This is a genomic window from Alloalcanivorax balearicus MACL04, from assembly GCF_025532145.1.
GTDB lineage: Bacteria > Pseudomonadota > Gammaproteobacteria > Pseudomonadales > Alcanivoracaceae > Alloalcanivorax > Alloalcanivorax balearicus.
Genome location: NZ_ARXS01000017.1, coordinates 55283 through 78259, shown reverse-complemented (window position 1 = coordinate 78259; position 22977 = coordinate 55283). Strand labels below are relative to the sequence as shown.

The following is a 22977-nucleotide window of genomic DNA, read 5'->3' as shown; positions in this document are numbered from 1 at the left end:
GCTCTGGTGGTTCCAAAGTCAAAGGCCCCAGCGTCGTCTGGCGGCTTTTCCAGCGCAACCCGAAGGGCCGGGCCCCTTTTTCCGTCAGGCTGCGATTACGCTTGTTTATGTAGATTGACTACACGGCACAATCGGAATCACAACCTGACGCAAAAATGAACTCCGGCGCGGCTGCGTAAAGATCGTGAACAGGCTCTAAGCGACGCAAACACAAGGAGTTGAACAATGGGATACGCAATGCAACAAGAGCACGATCCAATCGTCTTTCAACGTGACGGTGTCAGCCTGACCCGTTCCCAGGTGGATGCCTTCGGCGAGGAAATCGACGCTCTGCGCCAGCAGGTGATGGCGGACCGTGGCGAATCCGACGCCCGCTACATCCGCCGTGTGGTGCGCTTTCAAAAAGGCTGTGAAGTAGCCGGCCGGGGACTGCTGTTCCTCGGCTTTCTGCCGCCGGCATGGTTGGCGGGAACCGGTCTGTTGGCGCTCTCCAAGATTCTGGAGAACATGGAGATTGGCCACAACGTGATGCATGGCCAGTGGGACTGGCTGGGCGATCCGAATCTGGACTCCGCTCACTACGACTGGGACAACACCTGCCCGGCCGAGCAATGGAAGCACTCCCACAACTATATGCATCACACCTACACCAATGTGGTGGGCAAGGACCGTGATGTCGGTTACGGCATCATGCGCATGTCCGAGCACCAGAGCTGGAACCCGGCTTATCTGTTCCAGCCGATCTATAACTGGGTGCTGGCGCTGCTGTTCGAGTGGGGGGTGGCGTTCCACGATCTGGAGATCGAACGGGTGATCCGTGGCGACAAGAGCCGCGCACAATTCCGCAAGGAGCAGAAACTGATCTTCAAGAAGGTGCGCCGTCAGGTGCTCAAGGATTATGTGCTGTTCCCGCTGCTGGCGGGGCCGTTTTTCCTGTTCGTGCTGTCCGGTAACTTCACCGCCAACATCCTGCGCAATCTGTGGTCTTACCTGATTATTTTCTGCGGCCATTTCACCGAGCGCGCGGAGATGTTCACCGAGGAAGAGGTGGAAGGCGAAAGCCGTGGGCAATGGTATCTGCGTCAGCTGCTCGGCTCGTCCAATCTGGAGGGCGGTCGGTTGTTTCATATCCTCAGCGGCAACCTTAGCCATCAGATCGAGCATCATCTGTTCCCGGATATGCCGTCCAACCGATACCAGCAGGTGGCGCCCAAGGTGCGCGAGATCGCCGAGCGCTACGGTTTGCACTACAACTCAGGCAGTTTGCGCCGTCAGTTCGGCTCGGTGATGCGGCGCATCCACCGTTTGGCGCTGCCTTCCCGCCGTGGAGCAGCGGTGGTGAACTGATGCTGTTCCGGCCTCCCCGGGCATGTGCTACTCTCGCTCGTTGATACCAAAAAATTCGGGGAAGTCGCGAAAGGATGGCAGAGCTTACCGACTCCGGCGTGTTGTTGCGCATGGCCTACCGGGCCATGGTCAACGCAGGCATTGATGCAGACGCGGTTCTTGCTGAAGTGGGCGTGGACCGCGCCATTCTCCAGGTGCCTGACCTGCGTACGCCGCATGATGCCCAGGAATGGTTCTGGCAGGCCGCGGAAAAGGTCTCCAAGGATCCGCACATCGGTCTGCACCTGGGCCAGCACATGCCGGTCTATAAAGGTCAGGTCCTGGAATACCTGTTTCTTTCCAGCCCCTCATTCGGGGAAGGCTTGCGGCGGGCGCTGAATTATCAGCGTTTGCTGTCCGATGCCGCCCGGGCGGAGCTGATGGAAGAGGAGGGAGACCGTGCCTTCCTGCGCCAGCCGTTCTGGGGCCGCCGCCTGGCCCATCTCAATGAATGCGTGATGGTGGGGGTGATCAAATTCTTCCGCTTCGTCACCGATGGCGCCTTTGAGCCGCTGGAAATTCACTTTGCCCATGAGCGCCACGCGGATCCGAGTGAGTACGAACGTGCCTTCGGTTGTCCGGTGAAGTTCGAGATGAACTCGGTTGGCGTGTACTTCGATGCCCGCCTGATGGCCCTCCCGTCGGCTCATCACGAGCCGGAATTGCTGCGCCTGCACGAGCAGCTCGCCAGTGAGCAGGTGGCGCGGCTGGAAAAGCAGGATCTGGTGGCTCAGGTGAATCGCCTGATCGCCGAGCTGCTGGAATCCGGACATGCCAATCTGGAGGAAGTGGCGGAACGTCTCGGCATCAAGGCGCGTCAGCTGCGCACCCGCCTGGCGGATGCCGGCACCAACTTCAACCAGCTGGTGGCGGATTATCGCTGCAAACTGGCCAAGCGATTGCTGGCCGGTACCGACGAGTCCATCGACGAGATCGTCTATTTGACCGGTTTCTCGGAGCCTTCCACTTTCTATCGGGCCTTCAAGCGCTGGGTGGGTATGACGCCCATCGAATACCGCAAGATGAAAGCCGAAGAGGATGCCGCCGCTCGCGGTTGACGCGGGCGGCGGCGTAAAGATCGTGAACAGGCTCTAAGGCGCCGTCGCTCTGGAACCATCCCCGAAAACACCTCTCTAAGCCTGTCCTGACGGGAGTGCGGTTTTGCACTCCAGCATGAGTAAGAGGGTGGGGTTTTATGGGGAAACTTTCCTTCAATCGTCGTTCCCGGCGCTCCACAAAAGCGCGCTGGTGGCTCGGTGGCGCGCTGGTGATGGGGTTACTGGCCGGCGTGGCGTATTGGCAGCATTGGTATGAACCTCTGTTTTTCCATCTGAAGGAACGGATCGAGGGGCCGCGGCAGGGATTGCGGCTGGAGGAATATCACGTAGTCATCGAAGGCAAGGCCGTCGCCGGGGTGAGCCGCAATCTGTCCGCGATCAGCTATGACCGGGAGCGGGACCGCTTGCTGGCGGTGACCAACGATCCGCCAGTGATGCTGGAGTTGGATCGCCAGGGCGAGGTACTGGACCGCCATCGGCTGGAAGGGTTCGGCGATATCGAGGGGATCGCCTCACTGGGTAACGGCCGCGTGGTGGTGGTGGACGAACGTCGCCAGCGTTTCAGTGTGTTTGCCATGCCGGAGCCCGGCGCGGCGGTGGACCAGCAGCGAATCCAGTCGTTATCCCTGGGCATGGAAGAAGATGGCAACAAGGGGTTTGAAGGCATTTCCTATGATGCCGAAGGTGATCGGCTGTTCGTGGTGAAGGAAAGCCGCCCGCGGAAGCTCTACGCCATTGAAGGATTCGGTGCCAGTCTGGAGCAAGGGCTGTCCCTGCACATTCGTGATCTGACCGGCTGGATTGACGGGCTGGTGTTCAACCGGGATCTCTCGGATGTGTTTTACCACGGCGCGACCGGTCACCTGCTGTTACTGAGCGACCGCTCCCATTCCCTGGTGGAACTGGACCGGGAGGGGCGCTACGTCAGTTATCGGGCCTTTTTGCGTGCTAATGAGGATATGCAACGGGACGCGCCGCAACTGGAAGGGGTGACCATGGATGACCAGGGGGATCTCTACCTGGTCAGCGAGCCCAATCTGTTCTACCGGTTAAAGAAGACCGGCTCTTAGCTCCGCCGGTTCGGGTCATGCTCCAACGGGTCGCGACTTTCCGCTTCTTCCCGCGCCTCGCCATCGATGACCACGCCGTTGCCCGGATCGCGGTCCGCGCCGAAAGGCGCGCCGCCGGGGCCGAACGGGCCGCCGTTGAAGGTACCGCTCTGATAGAAGAATGCCGAGCCCTGTTGCCCGCCGAAGGTTTGCAGGGTGCCCCGGCGTACCAGCGTGGCGGCGAGCCGGTGGCGGCTGAACGGCAGCAGCATGACAAAACCGACAATATCGCTGACGAAACCGGGGGTGATCAGCAAGGCGCCGCCGATCAACAGCAGCAGACCTTCCACCAGCTCTTGGCCTGGCATCTCGCCGGATTGCATGCGCTGATTCAGGCGCGTCCAGGTTTGCAGACCCTGGCTGCGGAACAACCAGGAACCAATGATGGCGGTGGCCAGCGTCAGAATGATGGTGACCGGCCAGCCGATCACATCGGCCACTGCGGCCAGAACCAATACCTCCAGCAAGGCGAAGGCGAAAATCACGAAAAACAGGCGGCCAAACGTCATGGGGACCTCTTGGTGACGGCGTCGCAGCCGGGAGACGTGTCGCGGCACGGTTTAACCTTGCCTACGACGACCTGTCCCAAGAGATGGCGGTAAGGACGGGAAATTCAACCCCGCAAAGGCATAATGCGGCTCCGCTTCGAGGTAACCGGCAGGCTCAGGAATCATTCCGACCGCTGCCGAGGCGTTCTCTTGTCCAGCAACATTGACCGCTGGCACAGAAGGGGCCACGAAGCCGCTGTGGGAGCTTGCCTGCAAGCGAATACCCCAATACCAGATGCCGTATTCGCCAGCAGGCTGGCTCCGACAGATTGCGCTCCTACAGCGGCCTCCGAATGTATCTCTCCAAGGCAGGTAAAAAGAGGAGAGACCGGGGAAGCCCCGGTCCGGTATTGGATCAGGCGCCGAGCATCATCTGCCCGCATACGCGGACCACATTGCCGGTCAGGCCCTGGGCGGCGGGGCTGGCGAAGAAGGCGATGGTTTCCGCCACATCCACTGGCTGGCCGCCCTGATTCATGGCGTTCATGCGCCGCCCGGCCTCGCGGATGGTGAACGGGATCGCCGCGGTCATCTGCGTTTCGATGAAACCCGGTGCCACCGCGTTGATGGTGATGCCCTGGTCCGCGTATTCCTCGCGATAAGCGTCCACCATGCCGATCACCGCCGCCTTGGAGCAGCCGTAGTTGGTCTGGCCGGTGTTGCCGGCGATGCCGGCGATGGAACTGATGGAGACGATGCGTCCGCCTTCGCCCATGGCGCCGTCCGCCAGTAATTGTTCATTGATGCGCAACTGGCTGGCGATATTGATATTCAGCACCATGTCCCAGAGGTTTTCCGGCATATTGCCGAGCATCTTGTCGCGGGTGACCCCGGCGTTGTGCACCAGAATATCCAGTCCGCCGTGCTCCTTGGCAGTCCGGGCGATAACCCCCGGCGCTTCGTCGCTGGTAATGTCCAGTTCCAGGGTATGGCCACCGATTTCACCTGCCACTTTGTTCAGGTCCTCCGCCATGGGCGGAATATCCAGCACGATCACCTCGGCGCCGTCGCGGGCCAGGACCCGGGCAATGGCGGCGCCGATGCCCCGGGAGCCACCGGTGACCAGTGCTTTCTTGCCGGCCAGCGGGCGTTGCCAGTCAAAGCTCTCGGCGTCGAAGCCGGCCTGGCGGGCGCGCACCACCTGACCGGAAACATAGGCGGATTTCGGTGAGAGGAAGAATTGCAGCGGCGCGGCGAGCTGGCTCTCGGCCCCGGCTTCGGCATAGATCAACTGAACCGTGGCACCGCGTTTGATTTCCTTGCCGACCGAACGGGTAAAGCCTTCCAGGCCCCGTTGGGCGACCCGGGCGGCACCGCTCAGCGTTTCCGGGGTGCGGCCGATCACCAGCACCCGGGCGCATTTATCCAGTTTCTTGATAACCGGGTGGAAAAAGGCCCACAGTGCTTTCAGTTGATCCGGGTTCTCGATGCCGGTGGCGTCGAACACCAACCCTTTGAAGCGGGCATCGTCTTCACGGGTGGCGGTGTAATTGTCGGCGTTGACACCAGCAGCGGCCGCCTGCTTTTGCAGTTCGCTGGCGTTGCCGTTATTGGCCAGTACCGCCAGTTGCGCACCGGAAGCGGTTTTCAGGGTGGCCAGGATGGTGTCCATGGCGCTGCCGCCCTCGGCGGCACCCACCAGCACGCGGCCATCGATGAACGACGCCTGGCCGGGCTGCCAGCGCTCCAGGATCACCGGGATCGGCAGATTGATGGCGTTGAAAAGGGCCTTGCCCACGGAAGAGTTGGCAATCGTCTGATAGGTATCGTTCATGATCCTGTCCTTCGCCGTGCGATGTGCGGAATGTCGACCCTTGGTGCGGAACACGCTTGCGGGTCACTGTTGGCTGCGTATTGAATCACCCGTCCGTGACACGCGGATTGACCCGCCTGGGAAACGCCAGGGGCGCCGTAGCCAATGAGGCGCGTCAACGGAACGATAGACTGCGCTCATCTGTTAATCTTGGCGGAAACGCCATTGTGGAGGATTTGACTATGCTGGCAGGCGACGCGGTTCGCAAGGTGGCCGTGGTGGGGGGCAACCGGATTCCCTTTGCCCGTTCCAATACGGTGTATTTCGGCGCAAGCAACCAGGACATGCTCACCGCCGCCCTCAACGGCCTGGTCGATCGCTTCAAGCTGCAGGGCGAGCGGGTTGGCGAAGTGGCCGCCGGTGCGGTGATGAAGCACTCCCGGGATTTCAATCTGGTGCGCGAGTCCGTGCTGGGGTCCCGTCTGGCGCCGGAAACCCCGGCCTATGACTTGCAGCAGGCCTGTGGCACCGGCCTGGAAGCCGCCATTCTGGCGGCCAACAAGATTGCGCTGGGGCAAATCGACAGCGCTATCGCCGGTGGCGTGGACACCACCTCCGACGCACCGCTGGGTGTGAACGAGGACGCCCGCAAGGTGTTCATGAACATCAACAAGGCGAAGACCAATGGCGAGAAAATCAAAGCGGCACTGAAACTGCTCAACCCGAAAATGATCGTGCCGGACATTCCCCGGAACGCCGAGCCGCGTACCGGCCTGTCCATGGGCGAGCATCAGGCGATCACCGCTGCCGAATGGGGCATCAGCCGTGAGGATCAGGATGAGCTGGCTTGGCGCTCCCACCAGAATCTGGCCAAATCCTATGAGGAAGGTTGGCAGGAAGACCTGATCACGCCGTTCAAGGGCCTGGAGCGTGACAATAACATGCGTGGCGATTCCACCCTGGAAAAACTGGCGACCTTGAAGCCGGTGTTCGGCGGGCCGGAAGGCACCATGACCGCCGCCAACTCCACGCCCTTGACCGACGGAGCGTCCGCGGTGCTGCTGGCTTCCGAACAGTGGGCCGAGGAGCGCGGTCTGCCGGTGCAGGCGTACATCACCCACTGCGAAGTGGCGGCGGTGGATTTTGTCGGCAAGAAAGAAGGGCTGCTACTGGCGCCGGCTTACGCGGTACCGCGCATGTTGGCCCGCGCCGGTCTGACCCTGCAGGATTTCGATTTCTATGAAATCCACGAGGCTTTTGCCTCCCAGGTGCTGAGCACTCTGAAAGCCTGGGAAGACGAAACCTTCTGCAAGGAGCGGCTCGGGTTGGACAAGCCGCTGGGCAGCATCGACCGTAACAAACTCAACGTGAAGGGCTCTTCACTGGCCGCCGGCCACCCGTTCGCCGCCACTGGCGGGCGGATTCTGGCCAACGCCGCCAAGCTGCTGAACCAGAAAGGCTCCGGCCGTTGCCTGATCTCCATTTGCGCCGCCGGTGGGCAGGGCGTGGTGGCGATCGTCGAGAAGTAATAAGGAAAGACGTCGCGGTCCTCTCCATAAGGAGCCTATCCATAACAGGAAAGGACCGCGACAGGCGCGTCACATCTTCCGCATCAACCCTTCCTGGGCCACCGAGGCCACCAGTTCCCCCCGCTGATTGAAAATCTGACCGCGATTGAAGCCGCGGCCATCGGTGGCGATGGGGCTGTCGCTCTGGTAGAACAGCCAGTCATTGATATTCACCGGACGATGGAACCACAGAGCATGGTCCAGGCTCGCCATCTGATGGTCACGGGTGAGGAAGCTCAGGCCATGGGGCAGCATTGCCGTGCCCATCAGACTGTGATCACTGACGTAGGCGAGAATGCACTGGTGCAGCACCGGATCCTCCGGCAGTGTTTCCGGCGCGCGCATCCACACCTGGCGCAATGGCGGCGCTGGTTCCGGGCGCAAAGGATGGCGTTTCACCACCGGCCGCATCTCCAGCGGCTTTCTTCTCAGCATGGCGTTGCGGAAATTCTCCGAGATATCCTCATGCTCCAGATAGCGCCGGTTCAGTTCCTGTTCGGTGAGCAGACCGTCCGGGCCCTCGGGGACCGGCGCGTCGCATTGGTGTGAAGGGCCTTCCGCAGGCAGGGTGAAGGACGCCGACAGGTCGAAGATCGGCCGGCCGCGTTGTTCCGCGACCACCCGGCGGGTGGAGAAGGTCTGGCCGTCGCGCACCCGTTCCACCCGGTAGATAATCGCATCCCGCGCGTCTCCGGGGCGTAGAAAATAGCTCTGCAAGGAATGAGCGGTGCGGCCGGGTACGCTTTGGCAGGCCGCGCGCAGCGCCTGGCCGAGCACCTGGCCACCGAAGATGCGGGGACCGACGATATTGCGGCCTTCGCCTTGATAGAGATCGGGTTCCAGTTCGGTGAGGTCAAGCAGTTGCAGCAAATCGGAAAGATCGGTATGCATGGAATCGCTCTTGTTCTTTGACGGTCTGGACAGCGGCGTGGCCGCCGGAAAAGGCTCAAAGTGACCGGATGTGGCGGATTTTGCAAGAGGGTAAAGGGGGTTGACGATCTTAACAATGAGTTAAGATTCCATTCAGGGAAGGTTAAGCGGTGACGAATAAAGTGATTCCCGTACCCCAACGGAAGTGACTCAAAGGAGATACCCCCATGCAAGCCAAGAAAGCGATTCTGACCGCCCTGTTTCTCGGTACCGCCACCCTGACCGCCGGCGCCTACGCCGACGATGTGGGTCCCGACCAGGCAATGAAACTGGTTCAGGAAGGCAAAGTGAAGTCCTTCGAGGAACTGAACAAAGCCGCCCAGGCCCAACATCCCAACGCCAAGATCGAGGAAACCGAGTTGGAGAAGGAGTTTGGCGGTTATGTCTACAAAGTGGAGCTGCGGGACCAGGACAACGTACAGTGGGACGTTGAACTGAACGCCGCTAACGGTGAAGTGATTCGTAACGAACGGGACGACTAATGTCTTTACCCCTCCGCAGGGCGGCAACCGCCGCCCTGTTGGTCTTGAGCGGTTCGGTGCCGGCGCTGGACGTGGGGCACGATGAAGCCTTGCGCCTGCGGCAAGAGGGCCGCATCCGGCCGTTTGAACAGATTCTGACGGAAGCGCTGCGCCAGTACCCCGGCGGACAATTGCTGGAGGCGGAACTGGAGCGCGAGGACGGTCATCTGATTTACGAGATCGAGTTGCTGACCCCGGATGGTGTGGTGCGGGAACTGGAGCTCGACGCCCGTACCGGCAACATTCTCAAGGACGACGTGGACGACTGATGCGCCTGCTATTGGTGGAAGACAACGTGGCCCTGGCCGACCAGCTCAATCCGTTGTTGCGTGATCACGGTTACGCGGTGGACTGGCTGGCGGATGGCCGTGACGCTCTGGTGCGCGTACATGATGACCCTTATGACCTGGTGATTCTGGATCTGGGGCTGCCCGGCCTGGGTGGCCTGGACGTGTTGAAACAATGGCGCGGGGAAGGCGTCACGGTGCCGGTGCTGATCCTCACCGCCCGGGACAGCTGGGCGGAGCGGGTGGATGGTCTGCGCGCCGGCGCCGATGATTATCTGACCAAGCCGTTCCATCCCGAGGAGTTGCTGTTGCGAGTGCAGGCGGTGCTGCGCCGTAGCCATGGCAGCGCCAACCAGGCCTGCCTGAACGTGGGCGGCGTGGAACTGGACGAGGAGCGGCAAAGCGCCTGGCTGGAAGGCAACGAAATAGCGCTGACCGGCGCGGAATTCCGGTTGCTGCGTTATTTCATGCTGAACGCCGGCAAACTGCTGTCGCGGATGCAATTGGCCGATCATCTTTATGACGGTGAGAGCGAGCGGGACAGCAACGTGCTGGAAGTCCATATCAATCGCGTACGGCGCAAGCTCGGGGCTCCGGTGATCCAGACCCGGCGCGGGCAAGGCTACGTCTTCACCGGATTGCCCCGGTGACCTCCATTGCCGGCCGCCTTGGCGTCAGTTTGTTCGCCAGCCTGTTACTGGCCGGCATTCTGGTCGGGCAGGGCGCGCTGTGGTGGCTGGACCAACGCCAACGGCAAGTGATGACCGCCAACCTGCGCGATGAAGCGGTCAGTGTGCTGGCCGCGATTTCCCAAGGGCCGTCCGGGCTGCAACTGGAGCAGCCGATGCTGGATCCGGCCTATCGCCAGCCGTTTTCCGGCCGCTATTTCATGGTGTCCTTTGATGACCACATCTGGCGTTCCCGGTCCCTCTGGGATCAGCGGATGGCGGACACCGAAAGCCGTGGCCTCGACAATGAACTGGTGCCGGGGCCGGATGGCCAGCAGTTGCTGCGTTATCGTGGTGACTACGAAATTTATGGTCGCAAACTGGCTATCGTGGTGGCCCAGGATTACACCCCGCAGTTGGAGAATTTCCGCAATACCCGCTCCGTGAGCCTGCTGGTATGGGTATTGATCCTGTCCGGCCTGGCGGCGGCGCAGCTTTGGTTGATCCGTCGCGGTCTGCGACCGCTCAACGAGGCTCGCCGCCAGATTGAGCAACTGCGTGACGGTGAGCGCACCGAGCTGGATTGCGACGTGCCCACGGAATTGCGGCCGCTGGTGCAGGAAGTGAACCGGTTGTTGGGGCACACCGACCAGCAGTTGCGTCGTTCCCGTCACGCCATTGGCGACCTCGGACACGCCTTGAAAACGCCTTTGGCGGTGCTGCGCAACCGCTGCGATGAAAACCTGCAACGTGATCATCCGGATCTGTACCGTTTGCTGGATGAGCAACTGGCCCAGGTGGAGGACACCGTGCGCCGGGCGTTGAATCGGGCGAGAGTGGCCGCCGGCGCCACCCCGGGGACCCTGTTTCACCCGGACCAGGACCTGGTGGCGCTACGGGACACCATGATCCAGGTTTACGGGAATCGCTGCCGCATCGAACTGATCGGCACCGAGCTGCCGCCGCAGCCGGTGGAGCGGGATGACATGCTGGAAGTGCTGGGCAATCTGATGGATAACGCCTGCAAGTGGGCCGGCGGCCGGGTATCGGTGCGTCTGTGGCGGGAGCCCGAGGCGTTGTGGCTGAGTGTGGAGGATGACGGCCCTGGCATCGAACCGGCGCGCCGCGACCAGGTGATCCGCAGAGGCGAGCGCCTCGATCAGCGCGTGGCCGGCCACGGCCTCGGGCTGGCCATTGTCAGTGACACCGCCGAGGCCTACGGCGGTGAATTGACGCTGGGGCACAGCGAGGCGCTTGGCGGTCTGATGGCGCGAGTGTGCTGGCCGCTTACCCGTCGGTGACGTCTTCGCCGAGGCGCAGGCCGGCGATCATCAAATCCACCGCCTGATCGCTGACCGCCTCCATGTCATCCTGGTCCAGGTAGATGCCGTCCAGCAGCAGCCGGCTCAGACCGTGCAGGGTGGCCCAACTGGCCTGGGCCAGCCGCAGCGGGTCCACGCCCGGCGGCAGGCGGGTGGCCAGCGGCGGCCGGTACATCAGATCGATATAGCGGCGGAAGCAGCCGTGAGCCACCCGGGTCAACGATTCGGTGGGTTGTCCGGTTTTCCACAGAGTGCGACCGAACATCAATTCATACTGCTCCGGGTCCTGGCTGGCGAAGCGCAAATAAGCGTGGACGAAGCGGCGCAGCCCCCGGGCCGGTTCCGACTCCAGATCCCCTTCCTCCATCAGCGTTTCCAGCTTGCGGAAGCCCTGTTCCGCCAGCGCGCACAGCAGCGCGTTCTTATCCGCGAAATGATGATAGGGCGCGGTGCGTGAAACCCCGGCCCGCTCCGCCAGACGCCTGAGTGACAGCCCCTCTACGCCCTGTTCACGTAGTAGCACGGCTGCTTCGCGCAGCAGCGTGGCATGCAGGTCGCCGTGGTGGTAGCGGGCGGTTTGGCTCATCGGGACTCCCGGGTATCTTGACAGTGTCAAGACAGTATCCTAACTTGACGGCGTCCAGATCAAGCCGCCGCCAATTTGGAGAGCACTGATGAGCGATTACTCGCGACTGCTTTCGCCCCTGGACCTGGGGCACACACAGCTGAAAAACCGGGTCATCATGGGGTCCATGCACACCGGACTCGAGGACCGTTTCTGGCAATTTCCGAAACTGGCGGCGTATTTCGCCGAGCGCGCCCGCGGCGGTGTCGGCCTGATCGTCACCGGCGGCTTCAACCCCAACCGGCGCGGCTGGTTCTATCCGTTGGCGGGTACCTTCAACAGCCGCCTGGATGTGCGTAATCATCGTCTGGTCACCGACGCGGTGCATCGCGAGGGCGGCAAGATCGTGCTGCAGGTACTGCACGCCGGCCGCTACAGCTACCATCCGTTCTCCGGTTCCGCCTCGGCGATCAAAAGCCCGATCAACCCGTTCAAACCCAAGGCCCTGTCCACCCGTGAAGTGCGCCGGACCGTGCAGGATTTCGCCCGTACCGCGGAGCTGGCCAAACAGGCCGGTTACGACGGTGTCGAGATCATGGGGTCGGAAGGCTATCTGATTAACCAGTTCACCGCGCCGCGCACCAACAAGCGCACCGACCAATACGGCGGCTCGGCGGAAAACCGCCGCCGCTTCCCGGTGGAAATCGTGGCCGAGACCCGTCGCCGGTGCGGCGACGACTTCATCGTCATGTACCGGCTCTCCGCCATTGACCTGGTGCCGGACGGCTGCACCCGGGAAGAAGTGCTGGCATTGGCGCGGGAAGTGGAAGGCGCTGGTGCATCGTTGATCAACACGGGTATCGGCTGGCACGAAGCACGGGTGCCGACCATCGTGACATCGGTGCCGCGGGCCGCCTTCGCTGAGATCACCAAACAGATCAAGGATCAGGTATCGATCCCGGTGGTGGCGTCAAACCGTATCAATGACCCGGATGTGGCCGAGAATATTCTGGCTAACGGCTGGGCCGATGCGGTCTCCATGGCGCGGCCGATGCTGGCGGATCCGGAGTTCGTGCGCAAGACCGAACAGGGACGGGTGGATGAGATCAACACCTGCATCGCCTGCAACCAGGCCTGTCTGGACCACACCTTTGAGCTGAAGCGGGCGTCCTGTCTGGTCAACCCGCGCGCCTGCCACGAGACCGAACTGGTCTACCTGAAGACCGCCAAGCCGAAACGGGTCGCGGTGGTGGGGGCCGGCCCGGCGGGGCTGGCCTGCGCCACGGTGGCGGCGGAACGGGGGCACCGGGTCACGCTGTTCGATCAGGCGGAGGCCATTGGCGGCCAGTTCAATATGGCCAAGCGTATCCCGGGCAAGGAAGAGTTTCACCATACCCTGCGCTACTTCCAGCGGCGCCTGCAGGTGACCGGTGTCGAGCTGCGCCTGGGCCAGCGGGTCACCACGGAGGAACTGCGGCAGCAGGGTTTCGAGGAGATCGTGGTGGCCACCGGCGTGGTGCCACGCACGCCGTCAATCCCGGGTGTCGATCATGCCAAGGTGGTGTCCTACGTGGACGTCCTGCAGGGCAAGGTCGAGGTAGGAGAGAAAGTCGCCATTATTGGTGCCGGCGGCATTGGCTTTGATGTGGCGGAATTCCTCGCCGAAGCCCCCCGTGAAGGCCATCAACCGTTACCGGAATGGATGGAAGAGTGGGGTGTGGATTTTACTTCCGACGCGCCCGGTGGTCTGGTGGAAGCGGAACCTCCGAAACCACAACGGCGCCTGTATCTGTTGCAGCGCAAGGATAGCTCCGTGGGCAAGGGTCTGAACAAGACCTCGGGCTGGGTGCACCGGGCTACCTTGAAACAGCGCCAGGTGGAAATGCTGCCCGGCTGTGATTACCAAAAAGTGGATGACCGGGGGTTGCATCTGACGGTGAACGGCGAAGTCCGGTTACTGGATGTGGATCACGTGGTGCTTTGCGCCGGTCAGGAGCCGCTTAAGGAACTGTATCGGGAAGGTGAGGAGAATCTTCACCTGATCGGTGGCGCGCAACTGGCGGCGGAACTGGATGCCAAGCGGGCCATTCGCCAGGGTGCCGAGCTAGCCGCGTCGCTATAAAACGACAATCGCGGTCCTCTTCCTTGATAAAGAAAAGGACCGCGCGGCTTTATTTCAGTTCTTTCGAACTCAACCCCAGCACCCGACGGGCAATCACCAGCTGCTGGATTTGCTGGGTGCCTTCGAAGATGTCGAGAATCTTTGAATCGCGGGCCCATTTTTCCAGCAGTTCGTCCTCGGTGTAGCCGAGGCTGCCGGCCAGTTCCACGCAGCGCAGGGTGATATAGTTACCGACCCGGCCGGCCTTGGCTTTGCTGATCGAAGCTTCCAGCGTATTGGCTTTCTTGTTGTCCGCCATCCAGGCGGCCTTCACCGCCAGCCAATAAGCCGCTTCCCAGTCCGCTTCCATTTTGTAGATTTCAGCTTCCACGGCGGAGCAGTTGTCCACCGGTTTGCCGTAATCGTAGCTCATCTGTTTTTCGAGCAGTTCCTTGATACGTTCCAGTGAGGCTTTGGCGCAACCGATGGCCATGGCGGCCACCAGCGGGCGGGTGTTGTCGAAGGTCTCCATCACCCCGGCGAAGCCCTTTTTGGTATCGATCTCCGGGCTGCCCAGCAGATTCTCCGCCGGTACCCGGCAATCGACGAAGTTGATGGCGGCGGTGTCGGAGGCGCGGATGCCGAGCTTTTTCTCCAGGCGGGCCAGTTCCATGCCCGGTGTGCCCCAATCCACCACGAAGGACTTGATGGCGGCGCGGCCCAACTGTGGATCCAGGGTCGCCCAAACCACCACGCAGTCGGCGCGCTGGCCGGAAGTGACGAAAATTTTCTCGCCATTGAGAACGTAGTGATCGCCATCCTTTTTCGCGGTGGTGCGAATGGCGGCGGAATCGGAACCGCAGCCCGGCTCGGTGATCGCCATGGCGGCCCATTTGCCCTTGAAACGCTCCAGCTGTTCGTCATTGGCGACGGCGGCGATGGCGGCATTGCCCAGCCCCTGGCGGGGCATGGCCAGCAGAAAGCCGGTATCGCCATAGCACATTTCCATGGCGCCCAGACAAACGCCCATGTTGGCGCCGTTTTTCACACTGCCGCTGTCCTCCACCTTGCCGCTGCCGGTGGTGGCGGCCCCGGCGGAGTTGGCCGGATCGCCTTCGTTGAAGCCGTCCAGCACGGCGGCCAACATGTCCAGCTCCTTGGGGTACTCGTGTTCGCCGCGGTCATACTTGCGGGAAATCGGGCGGAGGGTACTGCGCGCCACCTGGTAGGCGTTATTGATCAGCGGTTTGAACTTCTTCGGAATCTCGATATTCATGTGCGGTTCCTCCTTACAGGTGCAGACCGCCAAAGGCGACGCCAACGGCACGCAAATCACGGTACCAGCGTTCCACCGGATACTCCTTGGTAAAGCCGTGGCCGCCGAGAAGCTGAACGCCATCGGTGCCGATCTTCATGGCTTTGTCCTTGACCAGAGTTCGGGCCAGATGGGCCTCGCGGCGGAACGATTTGCCTTGCTCGGCGCGGCACGCCGCGCGGTAGGTGAGCATGCGCATGGCGTCCAGTTCGATGGCCATGTCGGCGATCATAAAGGCCACCGCCTGACGGTGGCTGATCGGCTCACCAAAAGCGGTACGCTCATTACAGTAAGGGACCACATAATCCAGTACCGCCTGGGCGGTGCCGATGGCCAGAGCGCACCAGGCCAGAGTGCCGAGGTCGACGAAGGCGCGATAATCAAACTCCTCGTCGCCCAGGCGGTTCTGTTCCGGGACCCTCACTTCATTGAGGTGCAGCGGCCGCTGGGCGCTGGCGCGAATCCCCATGGCGGGATCCTCTCCCACGGTCAGTCCCTCGGTGCCACCTTCGACGATGAACACCGCTGGCCCTTCCTCGGTGGCGGCCGCCACCAGAAACAGCTCGGCTTCCGCGGCCAGCGGAACCAGGGACTTCTCACCGTTGATGACCCAGTCGTCACCATCGCGGGTGGCGTGGGTGTTCAGCACCATGGGATCGAACAGCGGACGCGGCTCCGTTACCGCGATGGTGGCCAACGGCGCCTGTTCCTCGGCGAAACTGCCAAGATACCTGTCCTGCTGTGTGGCCGTGCCCCAGCGAGTCAGGGCGTTGGCGACGCCCATGGGCGCCAGAATCGCTACTGCCTGGCCCATGTCCCCCCAGCCCAGATCCTCGGCCACCAGCATGCTGGTGATGGTGGTGCTCTCATTGGCGGCGCCACCGAGCGCTTCGGGGACGGCGAAGAAATTCAGACCCAGTTCCCGCGCCTGACCCAGCACCTCCTCGGCGATACCCTGGCCATGATCAGCCCGTTCGGCCTGTTCCCTCAGTACCTCGCCGGCGAAAGCTCGCACGCTATCGCGGATCATCTGCTGTTCTTCGGTGATATTGAGATCGAACAGGTCGGTGGTGGTGCCCGGCGCGTTGAGGCGCTCGGGCCGGTCCACTTTACGGGCCGACTTGAAGGCGCGGGCGGAAGTGGTGAGTACCTGGAAACCGCCCTTGGTCAGGCGATAGGCCAGCCGCTCGGCGGTATGGCGCATACCCAGCCGGTCCAGCAGCTCGGAGGACGCCAGACGGTTAAGGGCAGTGAGTGCGTAGCCAATAGCATCTTTGGCCATGAGAATCCCCGTGGTCGTTATCGAATGATCTGATTATGAGGCAGGCGGCCTCTCAGGGATTGACTGCCTCGACCAGGGGCGGCGGCAGCGCAGCCGCGACAGTGACCGAGCAGTCTTGACGCTGACGGATTCGGGGCTGCCGGGCAGGGGGCAGAGAGAAACGGCATTCCCCTCCATCGTGGACAACGTCGCTGTGGGAGCTTGCCTGCAAGCGAATCTTGGTGCCCGGAAGCCCATTCGCTTGCAGGCAAGCTCCCACAGCGGCTTCGTAGCCCTTTCCGTGCCAGCGGTTGTCCGCACAGACCCGAGCCCTCCATTCCCGTTATTCCGCCATAAAAAAGCCCGGCGCGAAGGCCGGGCTTTTTCCAAGAGTCGAGGACTCTCTGTTTGAAGCGGTTCCGATTAGTCCTGGAACTGAGCTTCTTTCACGGTCGCTTTCATGATTGCTTCCACGCGACGGTTCTGAGCGCGGCCATCGCGAGTGCTGTTGTCAGCAATCGGCTTGGCTTCGCCGTAACCTTCAGCGGAGATGCGGCTGCTGTCCACGTTGAAGTGGTTAACCAGCACGTCTTTCACGGCGTTGGCACGCTGCTCGGACAGTTTCTGATTATAAGCTTCAGCGCCTACGCTGTCGGTGTGACCTTCCAGAACCAGGTTTGCGGACGGGTACTCGCGCATGCGGGTAGCCAGGCCTTCCAGCTCGGGGTAGGAGGTTTGACGAACAACGGCCTTGTCGAACTCGAATTCCACGTACAGGGTTTCTTTAATGTCTTCGGTCAGGTAGAGCTGGCAGCCCACCTCGTCGACTTTCGCGCCTGCCGGGGTGTTCGGGCACTGGTCAGCGCTGTTCGGCACGCCGTCACCGTCGTCGTCCAGCTCACAACCGCGGGCATCGACTACCGCACCGGCCGGAGTGTTCGGGCATTGATCACGATCATCCGGAACACCATCGCCGTCGCTGTCGGTGGCCACGTCGGTTACCGGAGCCGGCTTGGCAGCGCTGGAAGCGCCGATCAGCAGGTTCAGGCCGGCGTAGATCTGACCGTCCCAACGCTCGCTGCGGAAGCTGTAGGTCGGGCGAGCGCCTACGTCCAGCAGGAAGTTGCGGGCCAGAGCGGTTTGCACACCGAATTCAACACCACCAACGGTTTCCTTGAAATCGTCGTCGCTTTCGCTGTTGAACTCAGTACGGGTTTCACCGGCGTTCAAACCGACATAGGTTTCGAACGGGGAAGCATCACCACGAAAGTGCTTGCGCAGGCTGACGAAGTTGTTACGCAGGTCCACGTGCTCGTAGTTGTTACGCTCCCACCATGCCTGGATGGACCAGTCACGGTTGAAACGGTAACCCAGTTGGGCACCCGGCAGGGTCACGGTGTCGTTACCCATTCCCGGTTGGGTGTCGCTGATGTAGTTGTCTTCTTCGTAGTGATCGCCAATATCCATCCAGCTTTGGCTGACGTGACCACCGAGGTAGAAATACCGGTCGGGGATATCCGCGGCCGTAGCGACACTCGCAACGGATACCGATGCCAGTGCAATGCTGGAGGCAAGAAAATGTTTAGCGTCCATAACTCCTTCCTTTTTATCGTGTAGGCAGAACAAACACTGGAACAGTTTGTCATGCATATTTTAGGAGTAAATGGGGCGGCGCTTATTAATAAGAAAATTTACAAACACATGTCATACCGCGACATGAAAGACGTCAGTTTGTTAATGATTGGTACTAGAAGGTTGTGTTATTCATAGGTAATTAGGATTAGTTTTGGTCGGCACGGTGACGGAGATCATTCCGGCTTTGATAGAGCGTGTAGTCGGCCTCATTCAGTAGAGCGTTCAGATTGGGGCCGGTGTTCTCCGTACTGGCCACCCCCAGACGAACTTCAAACTGGAGGCTGTCCTCTATCCCCGGCACCTGCATGCTGGTGACCAGCGCGCGCAGGCCCTCCGCCATATGGAGGGCGTCGAGCTGGCTGGTATGAGGCAGTACCAGAAGGAACTGGGCGCCGTCGATGCGTCCGAACAGGTCGCTTTCGCGAATCTTGTCCCGGATGCGGTCGGCGAACACCCGCAGTAGACGATCAGCGGCGCGGCGGCCGTGACGGTCGGCCAGATCGGTGAAATCGGCGACATCCAATAGTAAAACGGACACCACGTAATCGTGGCGCTGGCTCAGGGAAAGCTCACGTTCCAGCATGCCCAGCAAGTGCGGACGATTGAACAAACCGGTGAGATGATCTTCGCGAACCTGTTGCTGCAGAGCGCGATTTTCCCGGCGCAGGGAGGACAGGCGCAACAACAACGGATAGCCCAGAGGGGGCAGCAGCAGCAGGGGGATCAACAGGGCCAGACAGATTGCGGACAACCAGTCCCGTTCACCGGTAAGCAAGACACCAATGCTGGTGATCAGAGAGGACAGCAGCAGACCGCAAAAGGTGATCAGAGCGGTCATGCGCAAGGCATAGAAGCGGTCCCCGGCCCCGACTGGTGTCGGCGAATCCGAATGAGCACTATGAGCCGACGCCATGGTTTCCCCCCAAAAAATACGATTATTTCTTAGAAGTTGAGAGTATCCGGTCAGGTGGGGATGGGTGCAAGTTCCCTGGCGGGAAGGGCGCTTCGCGGTGGTGCCTGGAGGTAACTAAGGCGGTTCTGGAAAACGCCCGTCATCCCGGGCGTGACCCGGGAGCTCCCTCAGCAGGGCGCACCACTTCGTAGAGAGAGATGCCGGATCAAGTCCGGCATGACGTTATTTGGTAGTCCGGCATGACGTTTTCCAAAGGCTCCCTAATGGACCGCGCTGTGCAACAGCACCTCGGGCTGGAGGGCACCGGAATTGAGGATCAGACTCTCCGGCTCGCACACCACCGGCAGATCCTTGGCGGCGAGGGCATCGAGGATACGCGCGCGCATGCGCAGGCTTTGCATTATCGAGGTTTCGGCGAGCAGTATCGCGAACTGGCCATGGCCGAGATAGGCCACCATGTCCTGTTCGCGCACCAGGGCGGCGAGAGAGTCCGCCAGCCGCTGACGACGGTCGCACCGTTCCAGGCCGGTGCCGTGCAAACGCAGAATAGTAGCGCCGAGACCGTAGTTGCGGCAGCGCTGGCGTTCTTTTTCCAGAATCCGCGACCAGCCGGTGACATCAAGGATGCCGGTATCCGGATCACGGCCGTCATCTTCGAGAAAATCACTGACCCTTTGCTGGTTGAGCAGCGAGAGGTTCCACGACAGGGCGGTTTCCAGCAGGAACGCCTGACGTTGCAAAGAAGGAAGCAATTGCTCGGTCAGATGGGGCTGCGGCTCCGGATCCAGCGCGCAAAGCACGGCGAGCAGACGATCCCCGTCGCCGTACAGCGGCAGGCGCAGACAGGCTCCGACTTTCATCGGCCGGTTCACCGGGTAGGGCGGTGAATGGGCTTCGGCGTCCAGCAGCACGCCGGCGTTGGTGTGGATTGAAGGACCGGTTCGGCCACGGGCTTCCGGCCATCTGAAGTGCTCGCCAGTGGTCAAGGCATAGCCGCTGCCGTTGCTGCGCAGCAGGCGCCAGTCGTCGCCGGTTTTACGAATCAGCATCCACAGGGACAGGCCGTAGCGTTCGCGCAGATCCCGTAGCTGAGTATCGACAAACCGATGAAATGAGTGTGTTTTCCCCCACAACATAATTAAACACCGCTTGTTTGTGATATTTTTTGTATATTGTGAGGTGAGAGCCGCTTCCTGACAACCGTCACCTTCGGTCTCCACGAAATGCCTGGCCCGGTGGCGGCGGTATTACCTCCGCCGGCCGGATACTCGAAGCCGCGCCCCCCAAAATGCGTCGCGTTCATTCTCGAAGCCAAGGATCCGCCTACCCCACAACACCCGTTTTACATTCGGCATCGTTCGAGCCGCAAATATCGCCGTTCCTGGGAGTATTTCCCTGGAACCGGACGGGATAGTGGCAAAAACGATCGCCTCCTGCGCCGGGCGGCATCACAACTTCCACGAAATGAGGATGCGCACCGGCGTTAGCCGCTTCCCCCGACGTCCTTACGGAAATAACGCCGCGCCGCCTGGTTCACCTTGGGTGCCAGCGCCAGAGAAGCGGTCATGGTGGGGATCGCCATGAGTGCATACATGGTGTCCACCACACTGATCACCGTATTCAGCGATGCAATGGCGCCGAGTACTATTAAAAAAAGGTAAAACCATACGTAATGATGCTGATGGCGGGCCCCGATCATGAATCCCAGGCATTTGCTGCCGTAGTACCAGAACGTCAGCACCGTGCTGAACGCCAGCACACTCACTGTCAGCGCCATGACCACCGAACCGGCCTCGTCGAACAGGCTGCCGAAGGCGGCGGCGGTCAGCGAGACGCCGTCATTGTCGCCGCTGGTCCAGGCGCCGCTGATCAGAATCACCAAAGCGGTGCAGGTGCACACCACCAGGGTGTCGATGATCGGGCCGAGCATGGCCACCAGTCCCTCGCTGACCGGTTCGCGGGTGCGAGCGGCGCCATGGGCCATGGCTTCGGTGCCGATGCCGGCCTCATTGGAGAAAGCGGCGCGGCGGACCCCGGTGATGATCATCGCGCCAATAGCGCCGCCGACCATCGCCTGCCCGGTGAAGGCATCGACGACGATCAGCTTCAGTGCGGGAAGAATCTGGTCGCTGTTGCCGATCAGCACCACGCCGGTGAGGCTCAGATAGCTGAGCACCATGGCCGGCACCAGGGTGGAGGTGACCCGGGCCAGACGCGGCAGTTTGCCGGCCACTACCCCCAGTACCAGGATCGCCAGCAGCGCCCCGAGTCCGAGGTCGAACAAAAAGTGCTGGTCATCAGTGGTCCAGCCGGCTGGTGTGGCGATCACATCCCGTACCACCTGGACCAATTGATTGACCTGGAAGATCGGCATGGTGCCGAGCAGGCCGGCGAAGGCGAAGAAGTAAGCCAGCGGGCGCCAGCGCCGCCCCATGCCCTCGCGGATGATGTACATCGGGCCGCCCTGGAGCGTGCCTTCGCTGTCCTTGCCCCGGTACATCACCGCCAGGGTGCAGGTGTAGAATTTGGTGGCGATGCCGAGCAGGGCGCTCATCCACATCCAGAAAATGGCACCCGGACCGCCGGTGGCGATGGCCACCGCCACGCCGCCCACATTGCCCATGCCCAGAGTGCCGGACAACGCCGTGCTCAGCGCCTGAAAATGGGACAGCGAGCCCTGGTCGTCATGATCCGGCGGTTTGAACAGCAGGCGCAGGCCCCGGCCGAGATGGCGATAGGGCAGCAGGCGGGAGTAAAACAGGAAGAACAGGCCGCCGCCCACCAGCAAGGTGACCAGTGGCGGGCCCCAGACAAAGCCGACGATCTTCCCCAGTATCAGTTCGAGTTGTGATTCTGATTCATCCATGAAGCTTCACTTTAAGGAGTGAAGCCTGGAATTGCACGCCTAGGTCAGTCGCGCAGGGCGCCGACGCGGGCGAAACGCTGCCGGTAATGGCTCGGTGACAACCCGGTGTGGCGTTTGAACAGCCGGGAGAAACTGCTCACGTCCTGATAGCCGACCTGCTCCGCCAGGGTGCCCAGATTGGTGGCGCCGCGCTCCAGCATTTTGCGTGAGGCCTCGATGCGCACCCGCTGCAAATACTGCAGGGGCGGCTCGCCGAGCGCGGCGATAAAGCGCCGCTGCAACTGCCGGGGGCTGAGGTGCACGCGCTGGGCCAGGTCGGCCAGGGTGGTGGGCTCGGCATAGTGCTCATGTAGCCAGGACTGGACCTGCTGCACCTGCTCGTCGCGGTGATAGGTCTTGGCCGGCAGACCGGCGTAGATGCTTTGCGGGTCGTTACGCACGTCGATAACGAACGCCTTGGCCAGCTCCCGCGCCATGTCGGCGCCGCAATAACGCTCCACCAGCAGGATGGTCAGGTCGCGCCAGGCGGTACCGCCGCCGGCACAGAAGATGTTGCCGTCCCGGGTGATCAGCTCGCGCTCGTTGAGGTTCACCTGCGGATAGCGTTGGCGGAACAGTGGACTGTAGCCCCAATGGGTGGTGGCGCGGCGGCCGTCCAGCAGACCGGCCTCGGCGAGCAGGAAGGCGCCGGTGCAGTTACTGGCCAGATCGGCACCGCCCGCATGCAGAAAACGCAGCCATTCCAGAGTGTCCTGTTCCGCTTTGAGCACACTGGTGATCTCGTTGCCGATGGTGGGCACCAGCACCAGATCGCTGCTGTCCACCCGCTCGATGGCGTTATCCACCGCCAGCCGCAGACCGGCGTTGCAGCGCACCGGCTGGCCGCCGCGGGAGACCACCTGGACCTTGAATTGCCGGTCCAGGGGCAGACCGTGGATGCGGTTCCAGGTCACGCCGGTAAGATTGAGCAGATCCACCACCCCTGCCAGGGCGGAGGCGAAAACGCCGTCATAGGCCAGGACGCTGACTTGATACATTGTTGTCCTTGGTAGGTTTGTCGCAAATCACCATGAATAAGTCATAGGCGACAATACCAGCCCTGGAGGAAGGGTGCCATTATTAGTTTGATCACTCCTGAATCCTGTGGTCATTGCCGGTGCGACGTTGCCAG

At 61.6% G+C, this 22977-nt stretch carries 20 protein-coding genes; 9 read left to right on the top strand and 11 right to left on the bottom strand.

The window, feature by feature from the left end; translation table 11 throughout:
- Positions 1 to 225 precede the first annotated feature (225 nt).
- From MA04_RS14585 to MA04_RS14575, 3 genes are all read left to right on the top strand, one after another.
- Positions 226 to 1347, top strand: a complete 1122-nt coding sequence (locus tag MA04_RS14585) for a fatty acid desaturase family protein (protein WP_163126595.1) — start codon at positions 226 to 228, stop codon at positions 1345 to 1347.
- 74 nt (positions 1348 to 1421) lie between these two features.
- Positions 1422 to 2444, top strand: coding sequence for an AraC family transcriptional regulator (locus tag MA04_RS14580; RefSeq protein ID WP_022995536.1), 1023 nt, complete (start codon positions 1422 to 1424; stop codon positions 2442 to 2444).
- 137 nt (positions 2445 to 2581) lie between these two features.
- Positions 2582 to 3514 carry an SdiA-regulated domain-containing protein gene (locus MA04_RS14575; protein ID WP_262461203.1) on the top strand — a complete coding sequence of 311 codons (933 nt, stop codon included), beginning with the start codon at positions 2582 to 2584 and terminating at the stop codon, positions 3512 to 3514.
- Here the strand turns inward: MA04_RS14575 and MA04_RS14570 are convergent.
- Both MA04_RS14570 and MA04_RS14565 read right to left on the bottom strand, forming a co-directional pair.
- The gene (locus MA04_RS14570) at positions 3511 to 4062 is read right to left on the bottom strand and encodes an FxsA family protein (RefSeq protein ID WP_262461202.1); all 552 of its coding nucleotides are present in this window, start codon (positions 4060 to 4062) and stop codon (positions 3511 to 3513) included. The two genes, MA04_RS14575 and MA04_RS14570, sit on opposite strands and share 4 nt — an antisense overlap.
- Before the next feature lie 394 nt (positions 4063 to 4456).
- On the bottom strand, positions 4457 to 5875 hold the full coding sequence (locus MA04_RS14565) for a 3-oxoacyl-ACP reductase (protein ID WP_262461200.1): 1419 nt from the start codon (positions 5873 to 5875) through the stop codon (positions 4457 to 4459).
- A gap of 221 nt (positions 5876 to 6096) precedes the next feature.
- Here MA04_RS14565 and MA04_RS14560 point away from each other — a divergent pair, with 221 nt between their 5' ends.
- The gene (locus tag MA04_RS14560) at positions 6097 to 7383 is read left to right on the top strand and encodes an acetyl-CoA C-acetyltransferase (protein WP_163126599.1); all 1287 of its coding nucleotides are present in this window, start codon (positions 6097 to 6099) and stop codon (positions 7381 to 7383) included.
- Between the two features lie 69 nt (positions 7384 to 7452).
- On the opposite strand, the gene MA04_RS14555 is transcribed toward MA04_RS14560, so the two are convergent.
- Positions 7453 to 8313, bottom strand: coding sequence for an acyl-CoA thioesterase (locus MA04_RS14555; RefSeq protein ID WP_262461199.1), 861 nt, complete (start codon positions 8311 to 8313; stop codon positions 7453 to 7455).
- 206 nt (positions 8314 to 8519) lie between these two features.
- Here MA04_RS14555 and MA04_RS14550 point away from each other — a divergent pair, with 206 nt between their 5' ends.
- From MA04_RS14550 to MA04_RS14535, 4 genes are read left to right on the top strand one after another with little or no spacing between them, the layout of a single operon-like run.
- On the top strand, positions 8520 to 8834 hold the full coding sequence (locus MA04_RS14550) for a PepSY domain-containing protein (RefSeq protein ID WP_163126601.1): 315 nt from the start codon (positions 8520 to 8522) through the stop codon (positions 8832 to 8834).
- Positions 8834 to 9142 (top strand): PepSY domain-containing protein, encoded by a 309-nt coding sequence (locus tag MA04_RS14545; RefSeq protein WP_163126602.1) that lies wholly within the window; start codon positions 8834 to 8836, stop codon positions 9140 to 9142. Before MA04_RS14550 ends, MA04_RS14545 begins: the two co-directional genes overlap by 1 nt.
- The gene (locus MA04_RS14540; protein WP_163126603.1) at positions 9142 to 9810 is read left to right on the top strand and encodes a response regulator transcription factor; all 669 of its coding nucleotides are present in this window, start codon (positions 9142 to 9144) and stop codon (positions 9808 to 9810) included. The genes MA04_RS14545 and MA04_RS14540 overlap by 1 nt, the downstream gene beginning before the upstream one ends.
- On the top strand, positions 9807 to 11129 hold the full coding sequence (locus MA04_RS14535; RefSeq protein ID WP_262461197.1) for an ATP-binding protein: 1323 nt from the start codon (positions 9807 to 9809) through the stop codon (positions 11127 to 11129). The genes MA04_RS14540 and MA04_RS14535 overlap by 4 nt, the downstream gene beginning before the upstream one ends.
- Here the strand turns inward: MA04_RS14535 and MA04_RS14530 are convergent.
- Positions 11116 to 11736: a TetR/AcrR family transcriptional regulator gene (locus MA04_RS14530; protein ID WP_163126605.1), complete on the bottom strand. Its 621-nt coding sequence runs from the start codon at positions 11734 to 11736 to the stop codon at positions 11116 to 11118. The genes MA04_RS14535 and MA04_RS14530 overlap by 14 nt on opposite strands.
- 88 nt (positions 11737 to 11824) lie before the next feature.
- Between MA04_RS14530 and MA04_RS14525 the strand changes: the two genes are divergently transcribed.
- Positions 11825 to 13837 (top strand): NADPH-dependent 2,4-dienoyl-CoA reductase, encoded by a 2013-nt coding sequence (locus MA04_RS14525; protein WP_262461195.1) that lies wholly within the window; start codon positions 11825 to 11827, stop codon positions 13835 to 13837.
- Positions 13838 to 13886: 49 nt separating this feature from the next.
- On the opposite strand, the gene MA04_RS14520 is transcribed toward MA04_RS14525, so the two are convergent.
- The 7 genes from MA04_RS14520 to MA04_RS14490 form a co-directional block, all read right to left on the bottom strand.
- On the bottom strand, positions 13887 to 15092 hold the full coding sequence (locus MA04_RS14520) for an acyl-CoA dehydrogenase family protein (RefSeq protein WP_022995548.1): 1206 nt from the start codon (positions 15090 to 15092) through the stop codon (positions 13887 to 13889).
- Between the two features lie 13 nt (positions 15093 to 15105).
- Positions 15106 to 16413, bottom strand: a complete 1308-nt coding sequence (locus tag MA04_RS14515; protein WP_262461193.1) for an acyl-CoA dehydrogenase family protein — start codon at positions 16411 to 16413, stop codon at positions 15106 to 15108.
- A gap of 402 nt (positions 16414 to 16815) precedes the next feature.
- Entirely contained in the window at positions 16816 to 17985 is a 1170-nt protein-coding gene (locus MA04_RS14510) for an OmpA family protein (protein WP_262461192.1), read from the bottom strand.
- Between the two features lie 187 nt (positions 17986 to 18172).
- A complete protein-coding gene (locus tag MA04_RS14505; protein WP_262461190.1) occupies positions 18173 to 18940 on the bottom strand; it encodes a GGDEF domain-containing protein in 768 nt (255 codons plus the stop codon).
- 260 nt (positions 18941 to 19200) lie between these two features.
- The gene (locus MA04_RS14500) at positions 19201 to 20076 is read right to left on the bottom strand and encodes a GAF domain-containing protein (RefSeq protein ID WP_262461188.1); all 876 of its coding nucleotides are present in this window, start codon (positions 20074 to 20076) and stop codon (positions 19201 to 19203) included.
- 347 nt (positions 20077 to 20423) lie between these two features.
- Positions 20424 to 21806 carry an alanine/glycine:cation symporter family protein gene (locus tag MA04_RS14495; protein ID WP_262461186.1) on the bottom strand — a complete coding sequence of 461 codons (1383 nt, stop codon included), beginning with the start codon at positions 21804 to 21806 and terminating at the stop codon, positions 20424 to 20426.
- Between the two features lie 44 nt (positions 21807 to 21850).
- Positions 21851 to 22843 carry a GlxA family transcriptional regulator gene (locus MA04_RS14490; protein ID WP_163126612.1) on the bottom strand — a complete coding sequence of 331 codons (993 nt, stop codon included), beginning with the start codon at positions 22841 to 22843 and terminating at the stop codon, positions 21851 to 21853.
- Between the last annotated feature and the right edge of the window lie 134 nt (positions 22844 to 22977).

Coding starts and splice junctions, on each gene's coding strand:
- MA04_RS14585 (WP_163126595.1), top strand. CDS start 226: ATGGGATACGCAATGCAACAAGAGCACGATCCAATCGTCTTTCAACGT.
- MA04_RS14580 (WP_022995536.1), top strand. CDS start 1,422: ATGGCAGAGCTTACCGACTCCGGCGTGTTGTTGCGCATGGCCTACCGG.
- MA04_RS14575 (WP_262461203.1), top strand. CDS start 2,582: ATGGGGAAACTTTCCTTCAATCGTCGTTCCCGGCGCTCCACAAAAGCG.
- MA04_RS14570 (WP_262461202.1), bottom strand. CDS start 4,062: ATGACGTTTGGCCGCCTGTTTTTCGTGATTTTCGCCTTCGCCTTGCTG.
- MA04_RS14565 (WP_262461200.1), bottom strand. CDS start 5,875: ATGAACGATACCTATCAGACGATTGCCAACTCTTCCGTGGGCAAGGCC.
- MA04_RS14560 (WP_163126599.1), top strand. CDS start 6,097: ATGCTGGCAGGCGACGCGGTTCGCAAGGTGGCCGTGGTGGGGGGCAAC.
- MA04_RS14555 (WP_262461199.1), bottom strand. CDS start 8,313: ATGCATACCGATCTTTCCGATTTGCTGCAACTGCTTGACCTCACCGAA.
- MA04_RS14550 (WP_163126601.1), top strand. CDS start 8,520: ATGCAAGCCAAGAAAGCGATTCTGACCGCCCTGTTTCTCGGTACCGCC.
- MA04_RS14545 (WP_163126602.1), top strand. CDS start 8,834: ATGTCTTTACCCCTCCGCAGGGCGGCAACCGCCGCCCTGTTGGTCTTG.
- MA04_RS14540 (WP_163126603.1), top strand. CDS start 9,142: ATGCGCCTGCTATTGGTGGAAGACAACGTGGCCCTGGCCGACCAGCTC.
- MA04_RS14530 (WP_163126605.1), bottom strand. CDS start 11,736: ATGAGCCAAACCGCCCGCTACCACCACGGCGACCTGCATGCCACGCTG.
- MA04_RS14525 (WP_262461195.1), top strand. CDS start 11,825: ATGAGCGATTACTCGCGACTGCTTTCGCCCCTGGACCTGGGGCACACA.
- MA04_RS14520 (WP_022995548.1), bottom strand. CDS start 15,092: ATGAATATCGAGATTCCGAAGAAGTTCAAACCGCTGATCAATAACGCC.
- MA04_RS14515 (WP_262461193.1), bottom strand. CDS start 16,413: ATGGCCAAAGATGCTATTGGCTACGCACTCACTGCCCTTAACCGTCTG.
- MA04_RS14510 (WP_262461192.1), bottom strand. CDS start 17,985: ATGGACGCTAAACATTTTCTTGCCTCCAGCATTGCACTGGCATCGGTA.
- MA04_RS14505 (WP_262461190.1), bottom strand. CDS start 18,940: ATGGCGTCGGCTCATAGTGCTCATTCGGATTCGCCGACACCAGTCGGG.
- MA04_RS14500 (WP_262461188.1), bottom strand. CDS start 20,076: ATGTTGTGGGGGAAAACACACTCATTTCATCGGTTTGTCGATACTCAG.
- MA04_RS14495 (WP_262461186.1), bottom strand. CDS start 21,806: ATGGATGAATCAGAATCACAACTCGAACTGATACTGGGGAAGATCGTC.
- MA04_RS14490 (WP_163126612.1), bottom strand. CDS start 22,843: ATGTATCAAGTCAGCGTCCTGGCCTATGACGGCGTTTTCGCCTCCGCC.